This is a genomic window from Streptomyces sp. CA-249302 (assembly GCF_050936785.1).
Taxonomy (GTDB): Bacteria; Actinomycetota; Actinomycetes; order Streptomycetales; family Streptomycetaceae; genus Streptomyces.
On record NZ_JBNJMG010000001.1, the window covers coordinates 8,836,896 to 8,856,668 of the forward strand.

The 19,773-nt window shown below is 72.0% G+C and carries 14 protein-coding genes; 11 read left to right on the top strand and 3 right to left on the bottom strand.

The genetic code is table 11. The features are described from left to right. Positions 1-97 precede the first annotated feature (97 nt). The 5 genes from ACQEWB_RS39855 (at position 98) to ACQEWB_RS39875 (ending at position 8,042) form a co-directional block, all read left to right on the top strand. Entirely contained in the window at positions 98-1,240 is a 1,143-nt protein-coding gene (locus tag ACQEWB_RS39855) for an ROK family glucokinase (RefSeq protein WP_432840026.1), read from the top strand. Then, a complete protein-coding gene (locus ACQEWB_RS39860) occupies positions 1,237-1,818 on the top strand; it encodes a sugar kinase (protein WP_432840028.1) in 582 nt (193 codons plus the stop codon). The genes ACQEWB_RS39855 and ACQEWB_RS39860 overlap by 4 nt, the downstream gene beginning before the upstream one ends. Before the next feature lie 101 nt (positions 1,819-1,919). After that, positions 1,920-4,748, top strand: coding sequence for a DEAD/DEAH box helicase (locus ACQEWB_RS39865; RefSeq protein ID WP_432840030.1), 2,829 nt, complete (start codon positions 1,920-1,922; stop codon positions 4,746-4,748). Positions 4,749-5,455: 707 nt separating this feature from the next. After that, positions 5,456-7,240, top strand: a complete 1,785-nt coding sequence (locus ACQEWB_RS39870; RefSeq protein WP_432840032.1) for an SWIM zinc finger family protein — start codon at positions 5,456-5,458, stop codon at positions 7,238-7,240. A gap of 313 nt (positions 7,241-7,553) precedes the next feature. After that, positions 7,554-8,042 carry a GNAT family N-acetyltransferase gene (locus ACQEWB_RS39875; protein ID WP_432840034.1) on the top strand — a complete coding sequence of 163 codons (489 nt, stop codon included), beginning with the start codon at positions 7,554-7,556 and terminating at the stop codon, positions 8,040-8,042. Between the two features lie 56 nt (positions 8,043-8,098). Here the strand turns inward: ACQEWB_RS39875 and ACQEWB_RS39880 are convergent, their stop codons facing one another. Continuing rightward, positions 8,099-9,739 (bottom strand): PQQ-binding-like beta-propeller repeat protein, encoded by a 1,641-nt coding sequence (locus ACQEWB_RS39880; protein ID WP_432840036.1) that lies wholly within the window; start codon positions 9,737-9,739, stop codon positions 8,099-8,101. Between the two features lie 109 nt (positions 9,740-9,848). After that, positions 9,849-10,859 carry a glycoside hydrolase family 26 protein gene (locus tag ACQEWB_RS39885; RefSeq protein WP_432840038.1) on the bottom strand — a complete coding sequence of 337 codons (1,011 nt, stop codon included), beginning with the start codon at positions 10,857-10,859 and terminating at the stop codon, positions 9,849-9,851. A gap of 211 nt (positions 10,860-11,070) precedes the next feature. Between ACQEWB_RS39885 and ACQEWB_RS39890 the strand changes: the two genes are divergently transcribed. The 6 genes from ACQEWB_RS39890 to ACQEWB_RS39915 all read left to right on the top strand — a co-directional run bounded on the left by ACQEWB_RS39890 (position 11,071) and on the right by ACQEWB_RS39915 (position 17,914). Then, positions 11,071-11,451 carry a hypothetical protein gene (locus tag ACQEWB_RS39890; protein WP_432840040.1) on the top strand — a complete coding sequence of 127 codons (381 nt, stop codon included), beginning with the start codon at positions 11,071-11,073 and terminating at the stop codon, positions 11,449-11,451. Between the two features lie 25 nt (positions 11,452-11,476). Further along, a complete protein-coding gene (locus ACQEWB_RS39895; protein WP_432840042.1) occupies positions 11,477-13,651 on the top strand; it encodes a glycosyltransferase in 2,175 nt (724 codons plus the stop codon). After that, a complete protein-coding gene (locus ACQEWB_RS39900) occupies positions 13,648-14,922 on the top strand; it encodes an acyltransferase family protein (protein WP_432840044.1) in 1,275 nt (424 codons plus the stop codon). The genes ACQEWB_RS39895 and ACQEWB_RS39900 overlap by 4 nt, the downstream gene beginning before the upstream one ends. A 134-nt stretch (positions 14,923-15,056) precedes the next feature. After that, positions 15,057-16,370, top strand: a complete 1,314-nt coding sequence (pcaC, locus tag ACQEWB_RS39905) for a 4-carboxymuconolactone decarboxylase (RefSeq protein ID WP_432840046.1) — start codon at positions 15,057-15,059, stop codon at positions 16,368-16,370. Positions 16,371-16,441: 71 nt separating this feature from the next. Next, positions 16,442-17,077 carry an MBL fold metallo-hydrolase gene (locus ACQEWB_RS39910; RefSeq protein WP_432840048.1) on the top strand — a complete coding sequence of 212 codons (636 nt, stop codon included), beginning with the start codon at positions 16,442-16,444 and terminating at the stop codon, positions 17,075-17,077. A 57-nt stretch (positions 17,078-17,134) separates the two neighbouring features. Continuing rightward, on the top strand, positions 17,135-17,914 hold the full coding sequence (locus tag ACQEWB_RS39915; RefSeq protein ID WP_432840050.1) for an exodeoxyribonuclease III: 780 nt from the start codon (positions 17,135-17,137) through the stop codon (positions 17,912-17,914). 27 nt (positions 17,915-17,941) lie between these two features. On the opposite strand, the gene ACQEWB_RS39920 is transcribed toward ACQEWB_RS39915, so the two are convergent. After that, positions 17,942-19,693 carry an SGNH/GDSL hydrolase family protein gene (locus ACQEWB_RS39920; protein WP_432840052.1) on the bottom strand — a complete coding sequence of 584 codons (1,752 nt, stop codon included), beginning with the start codon at positions 19,691-19,693 and terminating at the stop codon, positions 17,942-17,944. Positions 19,694-19,773: the final 80 nt, after the last annotated feature.

Below are 19,773 nucleotides of genomic sequence, written 5' to 3' on the forward strand. Positions count from 1 at the left end.
CCCGAAGTCGGTCTAGTCGTAATGTAACGACAATTGAGGGGACCCTTTCCTCCCCCGCACAGCGCCCTTACCCACAGTGAGGCAGAATCGGGCCTTGATGAGCACCTACGGCAACTTCACGGCCCCCATAGGCTCCCGTCGCGCGCCCGCACTGCGAACGGTCGGCACCCGGGAGCGCCGGTCACACCTGACCGCCCCCCGTGTCCCCACCGTCGGCATCGACATCGGCGGCACGAAGGTGATGGCAGGCGTCGTCGACGCCGACGGCAACATCCTGGAGAAGCTCCGCACGGAGACGCCGGACAAGTCCAAGAGCCCCAAGGTCGTCGAGGACACCATCGTCGAACTGGTCCTGGACCTGTCCGACCGCCACGACGTGCACGCGGTCGGGATCGGCGCGGCCGGCTGGGTCGACGCCGACCGCAACCGCGTCCTGTTCGCCCCTCACCTCTCCTGGCGCAACGAGCCGCTCCGCGACCGCCTGGCCGGCCGCCTCGCCGTGCCCGTCCTGGTGGACAACGACGCCAACTCCGCCGCCTGGGCCGAGTGGCGCTTCGGCGCGGGCCGTGGCGAGGACCACCTGGTCATGATCACGTTGGGCACCGGTATCGGCGGCGCCATACTGGAGGACGGCCAGGTCAAGCGCGGCAAGTACGGCGTCGCCGGCGAGTTCGGCCATATGCAGGTCGTGCCCGGCGGCCACCGCTGCCCGTGCGGCAACCGGGGCTGCTGGGAGCAGTACAGCTCCGGGAACGCCCTGGTCAGAGAGGCCAAGGAGCTCGCCGCGGCCGACTCTCCGGTGGCGTACGGGATCATCGAGCACGTCAAGGGGCAGATCGGCGACATCACCGGCCCGATGATCACGGAGCTGGCCCGCGAGGGCGACGCGATGTGCATCGAGCTGCTCCAGGACATCGGCCAGTGGCTCGGCGTCGGCATCGCCAACCTCGCGGCCGCCCTCGACCCGTCCTGCTTCGTCATCGGCGGTGGGGTCTCCGCGGCCGACGAACTGCTGATCGCCCCCGCGCGCGACGCCTTCAAGCGCCAGCTCACCGGCCGCGGCTACCGCCCCGAGGCCCGTATCGTCCGCGCCCAGCTCGGCCCCGAGGCCGGCATGGTGGGCGCCGCCGACCTGGCCCGCCTGGTCGCCCGCCGCTTCCGCCGCGCCAACCGTCGCCGGGTGGAGCGCTACGAGCGTTACGCGCGCTACACGGGCCGCGGCACCCAGGACACCGCATGACGGCATCGCTCCCGCGCCAGGCCGCGCCCCCGGACGAACCACGGCACCCCACCGAGGACCGCCGCCACAAGATCCGCCGCCGGGCCATCACCCTGCTCATCATCGGCCTGCTCATCGGCGTCCCGGCCGGCTACCTGGTGATCTCCGCCGCCCAGAGCCGCGACAGCGGCAAGGACAAGGAGGCCAAGTACGCGGCGACAGGCCTCACCAAGGGCTGGCCGTCGAAGGTGCAGCGCCGCCTCTACCAGGTGCCGATGCCGCACCCCTCGGGCAAGGTCGCGGCGTACGAGACCAACAACTGGAAGACCAGCCGCCTCTACGTCCAGTTCCAGACGCCCCTGCGGAACCTCGACGTGTTCCTCGACGACATGGGCGTCAGCCGGAGCGATCTGAAGAAGGGCGACATCACCATCAGCGCCCGCGACCAGAAGATCACCGGCTGGAAGTTCGACGGCCCCGGCCCCTGGTACGGCCTGGTCCACAAGCAGAAGAACCCGAAGCCGACGCAGGACGTGGTGGTGAGCCTCGCCGACCCGAACAACCCGTTCTTCTACGTCGTCTCCCGCACCGTTCCGTGACAGGCGGACCCCGGCGCGCCGTCGCCGGGGCCGATTGTCAGACCCCGCCCGTAGAGTCGAAGACGCATGATCCGACACACGGGTGGGAGGTGACAGGTCGTATGAGCGGCGGCACGGCCGTGGTGGCCGAGCGGGAGCCGGGAGCGGGGGAGTCCGTCCCGGTCCGGCTCGCGGCTGTCTTCCTGCCCGCGCCCCTGCCCAGGGACGGCCGGGTCGCCTTCTGGGACCCCGACGGCGGGGAGCTGCCCGCCGAGCACACCGAGCTCACAGTCGTACGACCGCACGGCGCGGGAGCACGGCGCAGGACCGCCCCCGCCCTCACCCTCCCGGTCGGCGAGGCACTGCCCCTCCTCGTCCGGGCCCGGCGCGACCCGGCCGCCCACCCCGCCACCGCCTGCTGGGGAGCCGCCGCGCTGCACGCGCTGCGACTCGTCGCCCGGGGCCGCCTGCTCCCGGGTCTGACGGCCACCGGCCACGACGCCTGGCGGGCCGGCCCGCTGGACCCGGACGACATCGCGCACATCCGGTCGGTCGCCGCCGCCCTGCCGTACGAGGGCCACGCCGTCCCGCTGCCCGGTCCGGGCCCGCTCCGGCTGCCCGAGCCGGAGGCGCTGATGCGCTCCTTCCTGGACGCGGTCGCGGACACCCTGCCCCGCACACCGGCCGCACCGCACGCCTCCGGGAAGCCCTTCGCCGACCGCCGCCCGCAGCGGCTGCCCGCCGCCCACGACTGGGCCGCGGAGGTCGCCGCCGGCATGGACGCGGGCGTGCGCATCTCGCTCCGGCTCGACCTGTCGGCGTACGAACTGTTCGACGGCGAGGAGGGCGTGCGCACCGCGGGCGCCGCCATCGTCCAGGTGCACAGCCTCGCCGACCCCACGCTGGTGGCCGACGCGGCGGCCCTGTGGACGGGCCAGGCGGACGCGGTGTTCGGTCCACGCGCGCGCGTGGACGCGGCCCTCGCGGTGCGCCGCGCGGCCCGGATCTGGCCGCCGCTCGACCGGCTGGCCGAGCAGGACGTGCCCGACGTACTGGCGCTGTCCGACGAGGAGCTGGGCGACCTGCTCGGCGTCGCGGCGACCCGGCTCGCGGCGGCCGGGGTGGCCGTGCACTGGCCCCGGGACCTGGCCCAGGACCTGACCGCGGCCGCGATCGTACGGCCCGCGCCGGGCTCGGCGACGGACGGCACCGGCTTCTTCGAGAGCGAGGAACTGCTCCAGTTCCGCTGGCAGTTGGCGATCGGCGGCGATCCGCTCAGCGAGGCCGAGATGGACGCCCTCGCCGAGGCCCACCGTCCGGTCGTACGGCTGCGGGACAGCTGGGTCCTGGTCGACCCCGCCCTCGTCCGCAAGGCCCGCAAACGCGAACTGGGTCTGCTCGACCCGGTCGACGCGCTCTCCGTCGCCCTCAGCGGCAGCGCCGAGGTCGACGGCGAGACGGTCGAGGCGGTACCGGTCGGAGCCCTGGCCGCCCTGCGCGACCGCCTGACGACGGGAGTACGGCCGGCCGCCCCACCCCCGGGGCTGCACGCGACCCTGCGCGACTACCAACTCCGCGGCCTGGCCTGGCTGGACCTCATGACCAGCCTCGGCCTCGGCGGCTGCCTGGCCGACGACATGGGCCTCGGCAAGACGATCACGCTCATCGCCCTCCACCTGAAGCGCGCCCGCAGCGAGCCGACGCTGGTGGTCTGCCCGGCCTCCCTCCTCGGCAACTGGCAGCGGGAGATCACCCGTTTCGCCCCCGGCGTCCCCGTGCGCCGCTTCCACGGCCCGGACCGCACCCTCGGAGGCCTCGACGGCGGCTTCGTCCTGACGACATACGGCACGATGCGGTCGGCGGCGGCGCAGTTGGCCGAGCAGCGGTGGGGCATGGTCGTCGCGGACGAGGCACAGCACGTCAAGAACCCGTACTCGGCGACGGCGAAGGCCCTGCGCACGATCCCGTCCCCCGCGCGCGTCGCCCTCACCGGCACCCCGGTGGAGAACAACCTCTCCGAACTCTGGGCCCTGCTGGATTGGACGACCCCCGGACTCCTCGGCCCCCTGAAGTCCTTCCGGGCCCGCCATGCACGCGCTGTCGAAAACGGTGAGGACGAGGAGGCGGTGCAGCGACTGGCCCGGCTGGTCCGACCGTTCCTGCTGCGCCGCAAGAAGTCCGACCCGGGGATCGTGCCCGAGCTGCCGCCCAAGACCGAGACGGACCACCCGGTGCCGCTCACCCGCGAACAGGCGGCGCTGTACGAGGCGGTGGTGCGGGAGTCGATGCTGGCCATCGAGACCTCGCAGGGGATCGCGCGCCGGGGCCTGGTGCTGAAACTCCTGGGCGCGCTGAAGCAGATCTGCGACCACCCGGCGCTGTACCTCAAGGAGGACCCGGTCACCGACGCACGCGCCCTCGCCCGCTCCGGCAAACTCGCGCTCCTGGACGAGCTGTTGGACACCCTCCTGTCGGAGGACGGCTCGGCGCTGGTCTTCACGCAGTACGTCGGGATGGCCCGCCTCATCACCGCGCACCTGGCGGCCAGGGCGGTCCCGGTCGACCTGCTCCACGGCGGCACACCGGTCCCGGAGCGGGAGCGCATGGTGGACCGCTTCCAGAGCGGCGCGACGCCGGTCCTGGTGCTGTCCCTCAAGGCGGCCGGCACCGGCCTGAACCTCACCCGAGCGGGCCATGTCATCCACTTCGACCGCTGGTGGAACCCGGCGGTCGAGGAACAGGCCACCGACCGCGCCTACCGCATCGGCCAGACCCAGCCCGTCCAGGTCCATCGCCTCATCACCGAGGGCACGGTCGAGGACCGCATCGCCGAAATGCTCGAAGCGAAGCGGGCGTTGGCCGACGCGATCCTGGGCAGCGGCGAGTCGGCCCTGACGGAACTCACGGACCGCGAACTGTCCGACTTGGTGTCGCTACGGAGGCCGACATGACGGCGCGACCGGCGGACGAGGCCCGGCGTGCGCTGCGGGAGGCTCGGGAACGGCGGGGGGCCGGGGGCGCGGGCGGCGTGGGGAGCGCGGAGGCGGAGGTTTCGGCGGAGGAACGGCCGGCGCGCGCGGGGCAGGGGGCGACTGCGACGGGGCAGGGGCCAGTGGGGGACGGGCTTCCTACGGCGGGGCGGGGATCGGCGGGGGAGGGGTTCTCTACGCCGGGGCAGGAGTCCGCGTCGGCGGAGCATGTGTCTGCTCCGGTGGGGCGTGGGGAGCCGAGGGCAGAAGCGGCTTCGTCTGCGGTGGGGGAGGACTCTGCTTCGGCAGCGGGGGAGAGGCCGGGTGCGACGGGGGAGTGGCTGGCTTCGACGGCGAAGAGTCCGGGTTCGACGGGGGAAGCGCCGGCTTCGGGGGAGCGGGTGTCGGTGTCGGGAGGGGAGCAAACGGCTTCGGTGGGACGGGAGTCGGCATGGGCGGGACGGGAGTCGGCCTCGGCAGGACCTGAGTCGGCTTCGGGGGAGCCCGTGGTGTCGGAGCGGGAGTCCGCGGCGTCGGCGCGGGGTGCTGCGGAGCCCCAGCGGCGTGAGGCGCGGCCCGCTGATGCCGCTCGGGCGGCGCTGAGGCAGGCGTTGTCCGCGAGGCGTGGCGTGGTCTCCGGTGACCCCACGGCTGACTCGGGGCGGGACGAATCGCCCGGCGACTCTGGCGTGGGGTCGGAGCGGGCGCGCGCCGCGGCCGACTCGCGTCCTGGGGATGCCGCGCGGGAGGCGTTGCGGGCCGCGCGTGGGGCGGCGGGGCAGGAGGCGGCCGGTGGCGGGGCGGCGGGGCAGGAGGCGGCCGGTGGCGGGGCGGCGGGGCAGGAGGCGGCCGGTGGCGGGGCGGCGGACGTCGAGGGTCGGCGTGGGGCGGGGCGGGCCGGAGCGGAACGTCGGCGGGCGCGTGGTGGTGTGCGGGGTCGGGAGGCCGGAGGGCGCGCCCGTGAGCTGCGCGAATTGCTGGCGGATGCGTTTCGGTTGCCCCCGGGGACGGACGAGCCCGGCGAGGGGGTCGACGACGACACCGACTCGGCGACGCAGGGGATTTCGCATGGATCGGCCTCCGCTTCGAACGACTGGGCGGAGGACAGCCTCGTACCTGCCGAGGACCTCCCACGCGTCCCTCACTCCATGGCCGCCCCCTCCCGCGACGGAGAACTGCGCCGCACCTTCCCGGCGTTCTCGTCCCGTACCGCCCGCACCTCTCCCACCTCTCCCACCACCCCTGCCAACCCCACAACGCCCGCCTCCGAACCCCCGGCCTCCCCCCAATTCGCGGAAACCTGGTGGGGAAACGCCTGGATCACCGCACTGGAACAAGGGGCCCTGGATCCCAAGCGCCTTGCCCGCGGCCGGAGTTATGCCGAGCAGGGGCACGTGGACGCCATCACCGTGACCCCCGGTGTCGTGCTCGCCTACGTGCAGGGGAGCCGCCCCCGCCCCTACCGCGTCCAGGTGCGGCTTCGGACGCTGGAGGACTCCGACTGGGCGCGGTTCCTGGACGTCGCCGTCGAGCGGCCGGGGCATATCGCCGCGTTGCTGGACCGGGAGTTGCCGCATTCGCTCGCCGACTGCGGGGTGCCGCTGCTGCCGGACCCGCGTGACCTCGTCCCGCAGTGCAGTTGTCCCGACCGCGGTCACCCCTGCAAGCACGCCGCAGCCCTCTGCTACCAGACGGCCAGGCTCCTCGACGCCGACCCCTTCGTACTGCTGCTCCTCCGCGGCCGCGGTGAACGCGAGTTGCTGGACGCCCTCTCCCGGCTCAACGCCGCCCGGGCGGCCCGCGCCGCGCAGGAGCGGGAGCCCGCCCCGCTGCCCGGCGTACGCGCCGCCGAAGCCCTCGCGTCCCGCCGACTCCCGCCCCTACCACCGCCATTGCCCGCGCCTCCGCACCCCGGGCAGCCTCCGGCCTACCCGGCCGCACCGGGCGGCCCCGACCCCTTCGCGTTGGACCAGCTGGCCACCGACGCCGCCGCCCGCGCCCACGCCCTGCTCATCACCGGCCGTGACCCGGTCGGCGAGCTGACGCTGTGGCAGGACGCGGTCCGGCTCGCTGCCGCCCGCCCCGGTTCCGGCCTCACCGCCGGCACCCGCGCGCTCTACGCCTCGCTGGCCTCCGCCGCCGACCGCACCCCGTCCGAGCTGGCACGCGCGGTCGCCGCGTGGCGGCAGGGCGGCCTGGAAGGGCTCGCGGTACTGGAAGAGCCCTGGGACCCGCCGGCCGGCCGCTTCGACCGGGCCCGCCCCCTGCTCCTCGCCGCCGACCTGCCCGCCTTCCGACCCCGCCGCAACCACCTCACCCACCCCCGCGGCCACGTCCAGCTCCGCTTCGGCCGCGACGGCCTCTGGTACGCCTACGAGTCGGAACCGGGCCACGACGACTGGTGGCCACGCGGCACCCCCGACCTGGACCCGGTGGGCGCCCTCACCGGCCTGGGCACCCCGAACGACCTCTGAGACCGCGGACAGAGTCGCCGCCGGGGACGCGGAGGAGTGAGGCGGTGACGACATGGGCTGTGCGGCAGAGTCGGTGCGGCACGTGAGTACGTCGGCGTCCAGGGCTGGTCACCCGCCGACGACAGTCCGGAACGCGTAGCCGGCCGTGTCGTCGACCCGTCCAGCGCCAGGCACTGGGGACAGACCGACGCGCCCACCGATACGACCGCGGTCTTTCCAGCGACACCATGAGCTCAGGGAGCCGTGCAGGAACGCCTGCGAGAGCAGCCGACCCGCCGCACGATGGCACTCCCCGGTGCGAAATACTCGCCCGGTGAATTCACGCACCTCCTCGACCAGCCAGCCGATCACGATACGGAGGGCCGTCGCGCGGGATGCCAAACGGCTCACGCGGCTCGTGCGTGGGTCGGGCGCCTACGAGGGCAAGTACGCATCCGCAGTCGCCGGCTACCGAGTCGGTCCTGATTACATCGAGGCCCACCGCACCTTTGTGGCCGTCGGCACAGGCGAGCAGGGAGGCCGGGTACTCGGGTTCTACTCGCTCGTCCTCGCTCCGCCGGAGCTCGACCTGTTGTTCGTCGCCGACGACGTGCAGGGACGGGGCATTGGACGGCTGCTCGTCGCGCACATGCAGTCCGAGGCCCGTGCCGCCGGGATCGACCGTCTCAAGGTCGTGTCGCACCTTCCCGCCGAGGACTTCTACCACCGCGTCGGTGCGGTGCGGACCGGGACCGCGTTCGCGAACCCGCCCGCCGTGCCGTGGGACCGTCCCGAATTCGAGTTTCGTATTCCTGCGGGGTAACGCGGTGCGCCGGTGGGCGCCACGCACTCCGTGTGCCGTCGCGCCCCGATCATCGACTAGTGGTAGAAGCGCACGCCGCCGTTGGAACCGAGGGAGCTGAGTTCCAGTACGCCGCCGTTCGGCGTGACGTATACCGTCCCGGCAGTGAAGTTCCATGCCCCGCTCCCCCTCGGCAAGCCCGCGACCGGAGTGGTGTGTCCTGTGCGTCGGTCGATGGTGATGAGCTGCGGGGTGCCGGAGGTGGTGACGGCGTACACCGTCTTGTGTCCGTCGGACGGCGGGACGGCGAGCGCGGTGGACGGGTGGGTCCAGAGCTTGGCGCCGGTGGTGGTGTCGAAGCCGTCGACGGCGGTGCGGCCGGCGGTCGTGGCCGGGGTGGCCAGGACGGTGCCGTAGAGCCGGGCGGAGTGGTCGGCCTCGGAGGTGTTGCCGCTGGTGAGCTCGTCGTCGCCGACGGCCAGCTTGCGGCCGTTGCCATGGGCGTCGAGGACCCGCACGGCATCCTGGCGGGCCGTGTGGACGGCGGCTACCAGCGGTGAGCCGGACAGGATGTGTGTGACGTCCGAGTGGGCGCTCTCGGCCTTCCGCCAGATCACCTTCCCGGTCTTCGCGTCGTACGCGGTGAGGGTGAACTTGGTCTTCTTGTCGAGGCAGTAGTCGTCCACCAGCACGGTGCCATCGGTGCCCCAGCCGTAGGCGTTGCAGTAGCGGCCGCGGGGCTTGTAGCCCCAGACGCGGCTGCCGGTACGGATGTTCACGCCGCCGAGGAAGTTGTCGCTGACGATCGTGGCGACGTCGCCCTGCACATAGGTCGAAGCGGTCACTGTCGACGGGTGCTTGGTGTTGGTCAACGGCATGGACCAGAGGATCTTCCCGGTGGACGCCTTGACGCCGGCCAGCCAGGTGCAGGTGCTGCCGTCCTTGCCGAAGGCGACCGTGCCGACGCCCTTCGCGCTCAGCGTCGGCGACATCGCGCAGGGGACCGTGCCGCGCTTGGCGGCGGCCGCGGAGGAGACGGTGCTCCACAGCCGTGTGCCGTCGCTGATGTCGTAGGCCCGCAGGCCGCCCCGTGTGCCGGCCACGACGAGCAGCTTTTGGGTGAGCCAGCTGCCGATGAGCGTGTCGTCGCGGGCGGGCGCCGGTGTCTGCCACACCTGCGTCAGGTTCTTCGAAGCGACCGCGGCGGCCTCCTGCTGCTTGAGCAGGACCGCGGCGGAGCCGCCTGCGGCGGCGAGGACGGCGAGAACGAGCGCGATCCGGCCTGTCTGCCTGGCCTTCCCGGGCCTTTGTCCGCGCCTGCCCGTGGCAGGCTGCGCGGCGACCGGCCCGGGGGAAGGGGGGAACTCCCGTCCGAGGTCTGGGGCCGCTGCCGAGCGGTGCCGACGCTCCTGGTCCGCGGGGTCGGCGCCGGGCCGGGTGTACGGGGGTATTCGGTCACCCGGCCCGCGTATTGCCTCGTGGGCGTCGGAGCGGGGCTCGGGGACCCGTAGCGGCATGGTGGCGTCGAACCGGGGGCCGGAGGCGGGGCGGCGCCGGCCCTGCCCTGCGGACGACCGACCGTCCGCCGACGTGTCGGCCTCCGCCTGCCGCCGCCGGTCCCCGTACGGCTGCGGCCGGGCGGCCGACTCACGGGGCCGGAACGCCCAGCCGGGCTCTTCCTGCGGAGCGCCCTGTCCCGGCGACGATTCCGTCGTCATCTCCGTGCTCTCTTCTGTTCGGGCAGCCGCAGGCGTCAGCCGCGATGATGCGCCCCGATAAGTGCTGTCTGTCGCGGGCCGCGGCCCGAACTCCCACGATGACGCGGGATCAACCGTCCTTGAACGAGTGGCCGAAGCCGCTCCGGGACGACTCCACCTTGAACGCGGCCAGCGCACCCAGCGAGGAGCTGATCCGCCAGTCCATCAGCTGTTTGCTGCCCGGCCAGTCCTTGCGCTGGTCGTACCAGACGATCCCGATGACACCGGCCTTGGCGGCGCCTTGGAACAGGTCACGGATGTGCGCCTCCTTGCTCTTGCTCTGCGCCACCCCGGTCTCCGCGATCAGTGCCGGTTTGTCGGAGAACTCCGCGATCCGGCGCAGGGTCGGGGTGAACAGGCTGGAGAACGCGACACCGTCGAGGGGGCCGTAGTAGCCGATGAGGCCGACCCAGTCGACGTACGAGTTGCCCGGGTAGTAAGGCCGCAGTTTCGCGGTGGTGCCCGAGTCGATCACGTGCGGAGTCCAGGTCCAGATCACGTTGGTGACGCCCTGGGCGGTGAACATGTCGTGCATGTGCCGCCAGGCCGCGACGAAGTCGGCGGGCTTGGCGTGCTCGGGGCCCCAGGAGTTCCACGGGCCGTTCATCTCACCGGCGAAGGAGAGGACCAGCGGTCCGTCGTAGGCGGCGATCTGTTTGGCGAGACGGCGGATGTAGGCGTCGTCCTTGCCCGCGGCGATGTCGGCGAGCGGAGTGTCCGAGGGCACCAGCGCCATCATGGGCAGCCGGTCGTGCTGCCACAGGAAGGCGTTGCCCTCCGTGTCGAAGTCGTCGCCCCAGTTGCCGTAGTACTCGCGGATGTCGGGCGCCCGGCCCGCCTCTTCGGTGAACTTCGTGACGATTCCGTACTGCCAGGGGGTCTTGTCGTCGACTACGCCCAGTGCGCGGCCGGACGGCTTGAGCATGGACGAGACCTTGAAGCGCGCGGCCGGGGCGGTTGCCGTGTCCGCCGTGGCGCTGCCCGCACTTCCCGCTCCGCCGCAGGATCCCACCAGGAAGGCGACGGCGGTCATGAGGGCCGCGGCGACCGAAAGGCGGCTGCGACGGCGGGGTATGACCATGCGTCAGGTCCCATCGGGCAGGAAGAAGCCGAGTCGCCGACTTCCACGGGACCCGCGTGACATTCACGGAATCTGCATATTACTCTACGGATGATCGGGGCGGGTCGGATCATGTCTCTCACCTGCCGCATTTATTGGTTTTCCGCACCACTTACTGCTTTCGGCGGCGCCGAACCGGCAGTTGTCCCATGAGGAAGGCTCGAGGCTTCCGATGACCAGTACCTCCACGGAGGTCGAGCCGGCTCCCGTCTTTGTGGACCAGACCGGTCAGCGAGGCCGCCGTCTGCGCGGTCTCGGCTGGCTGGTCGGCGTCGTCTGTACCGGGTTCGTGGTGGCGATGATCTCCGGCCTGGTCGGAACCCAGTCGCAGGCGCCCGCGCTCCGTGTCCCGGGCAGTGCGGACACCACACCGCCCAGCCAGTACCTGAACGCGCCGGTGCCCGCGGCTCCCGGCGTCGCCGGGTCCGCCGACAGCACCGCCACGGCCGACCCCGACACCACCACGGCCAGCCCCGACGCCACCGCGTCGGTCATCGCGACGCCGACGGACGGCACGGCGGCGTCGAGCCCCGTGACCGCCGCCGCGCAGTAGCCAGACGCGAACAACCAGGAAGTCCATGTCCCGCTCCCGCCGTCACCGTTCACGGCAGTCCCTCGCGCGGCCGCGCCGACTCGCCGCGCCCCCTCTGCGTTTCTTCCTGCCGGTCACCGTGCTGGCCACCCTGCTCGCGCTGATGGTGCTCCGGGGCATGGCGAACAACGAGGTCTTCCATGACGAGCGCATCGCCGTCTCGGTGGACAAGAACACCGTCCCCACCAGCGTGCTGGAGGGCGGCCCGGTCGTCGACGCGCGAGGCGACAAGAACAGCAAGCCCGTCAGCTACACGATCCCGGACAAGACGGTCGTGCTCTCCTTCGACGACGGGCCGTCCCCCCAGTGGACGCCGAAGATCCTCGAAATACTGAGGGAGAAGGACGTCCGCGCGGACTTCTTCGTCACCGGTTCGATGGTCACCCGCAACCCGGCGCTGATCCGCCGGATCGTGGCCGACGGCCACGAGATCGGGGTGCACACCTTCACCCACCCCGACCTCGCGCTGCACTCCGGCTCCCGGTTGACCTGGGAGCTGGGTGAGACCCAGCTCGCGCTGGCCGGTGTCGCGGGCATCCACTCCAGCCTGTTCCGCCCGCCCTACTCCTCCACCGCGGACGCGCTCGACGACTGGTCCTGGCCGGTGACCAAGCAGGCCGGGGCGGAGGGGTACCTGACCGCCTTCATCAACAAGGACACCGACGACTGGAAGCGCCCCGGCGTCGACTCCATCGTCAAGGCCGCCATGCCCGACCTCCCGGGCCAGGGCGAGATGATCCTGCTGCACGACGCGGGCGGCAACCGCTCGCAGACGCTGGCCGCGCTGCCGGTCATCATCGACAAGCTCAAGGCCCAGGGCTACACCTTCAGGACCACCGGCGAGGCGATCGGCTCCGGATCCGCCAACACCAAGGTCAGCGGCTACAGCCTGTGGCTCGGCACGGCGTTCCTGTGGTGCACCACCTTCTCGGTGGGACTGATGCCCTGGCTGGTCGGCCTGCTCGCGGTCGTCGGCGTGCTGGTCATGGCACGGTTCGCACTGATGCTGGTGCTCTCCTCCATCCATGTGCGGCGCGTGCGTAAGAAGGGCTTCTCCTGGGGCGCTCCCGTCACCGAACCGGTCACCGTGGTGGTGCCCGCGTACAACGAGCAGGAGTGCATCACCAACACCCTGCTCTCCCTGGCCAGAAGCGACCACCCCATCGAGGTGATCGTGGTCGACGACGGATCGAGCGACGACACGGCCGCCATCGTGGAGGAGCTCGACCTGCCGATGGTGCGGCTGATCCGCCAGCGCAACAGCGGAAAGCCCGCCGCCCTCAACACCGGTGTGGCCGCCGCCTCGCACGCCCTCATCGTCATGATGGACGGCGACACGGTCTTCGAACCCGCCACCGTCCGGGAACTGGTGCAGCCCTTCGCCGACCCGCGCGTCGGCGCGGTGGCCGGCAACGCCAAGGTCGGCAACCGCGACACACTGATCGGCGCCTGGCAGCACCTCGAGTACGTGATGGGCTTCAACCTCGACCGCCGGATGTACGACGTACTCGACTGCATGCCGACCATCCCCGGCGCCATCGGCGCCTTCCGCCGGGACGCGCTTCAGCAGGCGGGAGGCATGAGCGACGACACCCTCGCCGAGGACACCGACGTGACCATGGCCCTGCACCGGGCCGGCTGGAAGGTCGTCTACGCCGAGGACGCCCGCGCCTGGACCGAGGCGCCGGTCAGCATGAAGCAGCTGTGGTCGCAGCGGTACCGCTGGAGCTACGGCACCATGCAGGCGATGTGGAAGCACCGGCACGCGGTGCTGGAGCGCGGCCCGGCCGGCCACTTCGGCCGGGTGGGGCTGCCGTTCGTCGCCCTGTTCATGGTGGTCACCCCGCTGCTCGCACCCGCCTTCGACATCGGCATGGTCTACGGCGTGGTCTTCGTCGACGCGTACAAGACCCTCGCGGCCTGGTTCGCGGTGATGGCCCTTCAGGCCGTCTGCGCCTGGTGGTCCTTCCACCTGGACCGGGAGAAGGCATGGCACCTGATCACGCTCCCGGCCCAGCAGGTGGTCTACCGGGTGCTCATGTACATGGTGCTGATGCAGTCCGCCATCACCGCGATGACCGGGGGCCGGCTGCGCTGGCAGAAGCTGAAGCGCACCGGCGAGGTGGGGCTCGACGTCGCAACGGGGGAGATGTCTTCATGAGTACGTCGGAACGGGCTGCCCGCGGCGTCCAGGATCCGTCCGAGACCATGGCCCTGCGGGTGCTGGTCCCCAGCGTGTTCACCGAGCCGCGCGACCCGGAGCCGGAGGAGGAGGCTCCGGCGCCCGCCCGCAAGCCCGGCCGCGACCGCTACCTCGACCTGCTGCGGGCGCTCGCCCTGGTCCGCGTGGTGATCTACCACAACTTCAGCTGGACCTGGCTGCCGATCGTCTTCCCCTCCATGGGCGTCATGTTCGCGCTGGCGGGGTCCCTGATGGCGCGATCCCTCAACAGACCGGCGCTGAGCGTGATCCGCGGCCGGCTGCGCCGACTGCTGCCGCCGATGTGGCTGTTCGGCGCGGTCGTGGTGCCGCTGATGATCCTGGAGGGCTGGGGCCCGCACTACAACCACCACCCGCACTGGTGGTGGGCCGAGATGGCCTTCTGGGTGCTGCCGCTCAGCGAGCCGCCGTTCGGGGCCTCGCTGCACACCTTCGGCGGACATCTGCCCGCCTCCTGGGCCGAGCAGATCTCCGTACCGCTGTGGTACCTGCGCGCCTACCTCTGGTACGTCCTGCTCTCGCCGCTGATGCTCAAGGCGATGCGGAAGCTGCCCTGGGTCACCCTCCTGGTGCCGCTGGCGCTCGCGTTCTTCATCAACTCCGGACTGGTCGACCAGTCAGGGCGGCTGATGGAGGCCGCCACCGACTTCACCACCTTCGGCTCCTGCTGGCTGCTCGGCATGGCCCACCAGGAGGGGCTGCTCCGCAGGATCCCGCAGTACGTCGTGCCGTCCCTCGCGCCGCTGGTACTCATGTTCGGCCTGTGGTGGCTGCTGCGGTCACCGGTGGACAACCCCCGGATCGGCCACGACCTGGAGGCGGTACCGGTCGCCCAGGCGATCTGGTCGTTCGGCGCGGTGCTGCTCCTGCTCCACCTGAGCCCCTCCTGGGAGCAGTGGCCCAAGCCGCTGGAACGCTTCAACGGCGTCATCAGCCTCCTCAACTCCCGCGCGGTCACGGTCTACCTGTGGCACTCCTTCGCCCTGGTCCTGACCGAGCCCCTGATCGACCCCCTGTGGAGCAACACCTTCTTCTACGCCCACGCCCAGTGGCTGCTGTCGAGTCAGTGGACCCCACTGTTCCTCGCCGTCCCGCTGATCTGCACGGCCATCGTCCTCTTCGGCTGGATCGAGGACGTCGCGGCCAAACGCCGCCCACGGCTCTTCCCCTACCCCCGCCGACCCAAGGGACGCAGGCGCAGCCGCGAGTAGTGCCGGCCGCGGCGGAAGTGGTACGTGAAGCCGTGTGCGGAGGATCTTCGCGGAGTCGCCACAGTGTGGGACGGCTTGCACGGGGTTGCGACCCCCACGCGTGCGAAAACGTGAGATGTGAGAGCGTGCAGGGCGTGAGTGAGACACCGACGAACACCCTGCAATACCGCTTTGACGGGCCAGAAGACGCACCTGTCCTGATCTTGGGTCCCTCACTGGGTACGACATGGCACATGTGGGACCGGCAGGTGCCCGAGCTGATCAAGCAGTGGCGCGTCTTCCGGTTCGACCTGCCGGGACACGGCGGCGCACCCGCGTACCCCGCGGGCTCGGTCGCCGAACTCACCGCCCGACTCCTGGCCACCCTCGACTCCTTCGGCGTGCAGCGCTTCGGCTACGCGGGCTGTGCGCTCGGCGGCGCGATCGGCGTCGAACTCGCCCTGCGCCACCCGGAGCGGCTCGCCTCGCTCGCGGTGATCTCCGCCTCGCCCCGGTTCGGGACGGCGGACGAGTTCCGGCAGCGCGGGGTGATCGTGCGGACGAACGGGCTCGACCCGATCGCCCGTACCTCCCCCGACCGCTGGTTCACCAACGGCTTCGCGTCCACGCAGCCCGCGATCACCGACTGGGCCGTGCAGATGGTGCGCACCACCGACCCCGGTTGCTACATCACCGCGTGCGAGGCGCTGGCCGCGTTCGACGTACGGGCCGAGCTGGGCCGGGTCGGTGTGCCTACGCTCGTCCTGGTCGGCTCCGACGACAAGGTCACCGGTCCCGCCGAGGCCCGCACCCTGGTCGCCGGGATCCCCGACGCCCGCCTCGCCGTCGTCCCCGGCGCCTCCCACCTGGTGCCGGTCGAGCAGCCCGCCGCCGTCACCGAACTGCTGGTACGGCACTTCTCCACCGCCTGGCAGCCCGGCTACGTCGAGTCCTCCACCGGCCAGATCGCCATCCCGGCGGCGCCCGTCAAGCCGGTCCTGGCCGCCGCGCCCCAGCAGCCTCCGCAGTCCGGGCCGATCGCCGAGATCGCCCCCGCGGTCGTGGTGCCCCCGCAGTCCAACGGACGGCCCGACCCCTACGACGCCGGCATCAAGGTCCGCCGCGAGGTGCTCGGCGACGCGCATGTCGACCGGGCGCTGGCGCAGGCCGACGAGTTCTCCGGGGACTTCCAGGAGTTCATCACCCGCTACGCCTGGGGCGAGATCTGGGACCGGCCCGGCCTGGACCGGCGCTCGCGCAGCTGCGTCACCCTCACCGCCCTGGTCGCGGGCGGCCACCTGGAGGAGCTCGCCTTCCACGTGCGCGCCGCCCTGCGTAACGGCCTCACCCCGGTCGAGATCAAGGAAGTGCTGCTACAGGCGGCCGTCTACTGCGGCGTACCGGCGGCGAACAGCGCGTTCAAGGTGGCGCAGCAGGTCATAAGGGAGGAGACCACTCCCGAGGAGTGATCTTCAGGCCGGTGGCGGAAGCACCAGGCTCAGCCGCCCCGGAGCGTGCGGAACGCGGCAGGATGGGAGCCATGAAGCTCACGAAGAAGTCCCACTCGTGCGTACGCCTCGAAAAGGACGGTCGGACGCTCGTCCTCGACCCGGGCATGTTCAGCGAGGAGGACGCCGCGACCGGCGCGGACGCGATCCTCGTCACGCACGAGCACCCCGACCACTTCAGCGAGGAGCGGCTGCGGGCGGCCATGGAGGCGAACCCGGCCGCGGAGATCTGGACCCTCGCCTCCGTGGCGGAGCAGCTCGCGGCCGCCTTCCCGGGCCGCGTGCACACCGTCGGCCACGGCGACACCTTCACCGCGGCCGGCTTCGACGTCCAGGTCCACGGCGAACTGCACGCCGTCATCCACCCGGACATCCCGCGCATCACCAACGTCGGCTACCTGATCGACGGCGGCAGGCTCTTCCACCCCGGCGACGCCCTCACCGTCCCCGACCACCCCGTCGAGACGCTGATGCTCCCCGTCATGGCCCCCTGGAGCAAGATCTCCGAGGTCATCGACTACGTCCGCGAGGTCAAGCCGCAACGCGCGTACGACATCCACGACGCCCTGCTCACCGACCTGGCCCGCCCCATCTACGACCGCCAGATCGGCGCCCTGGGCGGCTCCGAGCACCTGCGGCTCACCCCGGGCGACTCCGCGGAGGTCTGACCGAGCGCACCGGGCGGGGCGACGGCGTTGTCAGTCCTGCCCGGTAGGTTGTGAGGCATGCGCATCGCGACCTGGAACGTGAACTCGATCACCGCCCGCCTGCCCAGGCTCCTGGCCTGGCTGGAGAGCAGCGGCACCGACGTGCTGTGCCTCCAGGAGGCCAAGCTCGCCGAGGAGCAGTTCCCGTACGACGAGCTGCGCGCGGCGGGTTACGAGGCGGCGGTGAACGCGACCGGCCGGTGGAACGGCGTGGCGGTCATCTCCCGGCTCGGCCTGGAGGACGTCGTCAAGGGCCTGCCCGGCGATCCCGGCTACGACGGCGCCGAGGAGCCCCGGGCCATCTCGGCGACCTGCGGCCCGGTCCGCGTCTGGTCGGTGTACGTGCCGAACGGCCGTGAGGTGGACCACCCCCACTACGCCTACAAGCTCCGGTGGTTCGAGGCCCTGAAGGCGGCCGTCGCCGGTGACGCGCAGGGCAGCCGCCCCTTCGCGGTGCTGGGCGACTACAACGTGGCGCCGACGGACGACGACGTCTTCGACGTGGTCGCCTTCGAGGGCCTCACCCATGTCACCCCGGCCGAGCGCGCCGCCCTGGCCGCCCTGCGCGAGGCCGGCCTCTCCGACGTGGTCCCGCGGCCCCTCAAGTACGACCACCCGTACACGTACTGGGACTACCGCCAGCTCGCCTTCCCCAAGAACCGCGGCATGCGCATCGACCTGGTGTACGCCAACGAGCCCTTCAGCAAGGCCGTCACCGACGCGTACGTGGACCGGGAGGAGCGCAAGGGCAAGGGCGCGTCGGACCATGCGCCGGTGGTGGTCGACCTGGACGTCTGACGCCTGGGGCAGATTCGGGCCGACCGGCTACAGCAGGCTCAGGTCGACGGACCGGGCGAGCGCGGCCAGCCCCGCGTCCCCCGGATGGAGATGGTCCCCGCTGTCGTACGCGGGCAGCATGCGCGTCGGCAGGCCGGGGTCGCGGATCACCGCGTCGAAGTCCAGCACGCCGTCGAACACACCGGTTGACCTGAGCCAGTCGTTGACGGCGCTCCGCTCGACGTCCACCTCGGCCGTGCAGCCCGACCGGCCCCCGCAGGGCAGGATCGTCGCCGCCAGCACGCGCAACCCCCGCGCATGTGCCCGGTCCGCGAGCTCCCGCAGCCCCGCGGTCACCTGCCCGGCGGTGGCATTTGCCAGCAGATCGTTGATGCCCTCGAAGACGATCACGCTGCGGACCGAGGTCTGCGCGAGGACGTCCCGGTCGAACCGGTGCAGGGCGCTCACACCGGCCGAGTCCGTCGAGACCCCGTCGCCGGGATAGCGGTCGGAGACCACCCGGTTGCCCGAGATCCCCTGGTTCAGCACCCCGTAGCGCGGGACCACGTCCTGCTCCGACAGCCGGGCGGCCAGCACATCGGGCCAGCGCCGGTTGGCGTCCGTCGTCGACCGGTCGCCGTCGGTGATCGAGTCCCCGAGCGCCACCACGGACCCCGGCCCGCCGGCCACGTCCACACCGGTCAGCAACGGCCAGTTCGTCAGGACCGTCGGATACGCCGTCGCGGAGCCGTCCGCCGAGTGGTCGCCGGGTTCGCTCAGATACGACCGCTGCACCGCGAGCCGGTGCACGGGCGCCGCCGCCACAGGCTCCGGCAGATGGAAACTCACCAGCAGATTGGCGTCGCCGGGCACGAGGAAGTCCAGCGGATCACTGAACGCCTGCGCCCCCGCGGGGACTTCGACCCCCGCCACGCCCCCGAAGGACACCGGCACCGGCGCCTCCAACGGTGTCGCCCCCGCCCGCTGCACCGCCACCGTCGCGCTCCCGATCCGCACCGGCGCCGCCGCGAAGGTGTTCTCGAACCGCAGCCGCACCCGCGCCCCGCCCACCGAGGTGTGCACCACCAGCCGCAGGGTCCGGTCGCTCCACGGCCCCGCGGCCGGATACCCGGAAGTCGACACGCCCCAACTCCCGCTCCAGCCCCGGCCCGACGCCCGTACCCCCACCGCGAACACATGCAGCCCGGCCGCCCGCGGCAGCCGCACCGAGGAGACCTCGCGCTCGGCCAGCAGCGGCACTGTCACGACGTACAGCCTTGCCTGCTCGGCGAGTTGGCCGGTCGGCGTGTTGACGTGCGGCAGCGCCACCGCCTTCGTGGCGAGCGGACCGGTGCGCCAGTCGGGCGCGGTGAGCCGGTACGACGAGCGACTGCCGTTCCGGTACGACACCGAGCCTGTGCCCGTCGCGTCGGCGCCGCCCGTGCCGGCCACCAGGAAGGCGAGTGCGTCACCGCGACCGCCGAGGCGGACGGACTGTCCGTCGGCCCGGACGTTGTCCGGCTCGCCCGGCTGTCGGCGCGGCCAGGTGAGCCGGGCGCCCTGGACGGTGAGTGCCCGCCCCGGCACCCAGCCCGCGGCCGTCAGGTCCCGCGCCGACAGCGAGGCGCCGGAACCGTCGAAGTCCGCCGAGGCCGGGAGGGAGTCGGCGCTGACGGCCGTGTTGTCGAAGAGCCGCTCCAGCGGGAGCGGCTCCTTCGCCTGCGCCGCATGCGCGGGTACGGTCACCGTCGGCGCGGCGAGCAGCACGGCCACGACGACAAGCACCCCTCGTACCCGCACGTCCTGTCTCCCTGCTCACCGCGGAAACTGACGTGTCGACAGTAAGCACAGGTCAGGGCGGAGCGCCGGAGACACTCAGG

Coding starts and splice junctions, on each gene's coding strand:
- ACQEWB_RS39890 (WP_432840040.1), top strand. CDS start 11,071: ATGACCAGTACCTCCACGGAGGTCGAGCCGGCTCCCGTCTTTGTGGAC.
- ACQEWB_RS39910 (WP_432840048.1), top strand. CDS start 16,442: ATGAAGCTCACGAAGAAGTCCCACTCGTGCGTACGCCTCGAAAAGGAC.
- ACQEWB_RS39900 (WP_432840044.1), top strand. CDS start 13,648: ATGAGTACGTCGGAACGGGCTGCCCGCGGCGTCCAGGATCCGTCCGAG.
- ACQEWB_RS39860 (WP_432840028.1), top strand. CDS start 1,237: ATGACGGCATCGCTCCCGCGCCAGGCCGCGCCCCCGGACGAACCACGG.
- ACQEWB_RS39855 (WP_432840026.1), top strand. CDS start 98: ATGAGCACCTACGGCAACTTCACGGCCCCCATAGGCTCCCGTCGCGCG.
- ACQEWB_RS39885 (WP_432840038.1), bottom strand. CDS start 10,859: ATGGTCATACCCCGCCGTCGCAGCCGCCTTTCGGTCGCCGCGGCCCTC.
- ACQEWB_RS39915 (WP_432840050.1), top strand. CDS start 17,135: ATGCGCATCGCGACCTGGAACGTGAACTCGATCACCGCCCGCCTGCCC.
- ACQEWB_RS39895 (WP_432840042.1), top strand. CDS start 11,477: ATGTCCCGCTCCCGCCGTCACCGTTCACGGCAGTCCCTCGCGCGGCCG.
- ACQEWB_RS39865 (WP_432840030.1), top strand. CDS start 1,920: ATGAGCGGCGGCACGGCCGTGGTGGCCGAGCGGGAGCCGGGAGCGGGG.
- ACQEWB_RS39880 (WP_432840036.1), bottom strand. CDS start 9,739: ATGACGACGGAATCGTCGCCGGGACAGGGCGCTCCGCAGGAAGAGCCC.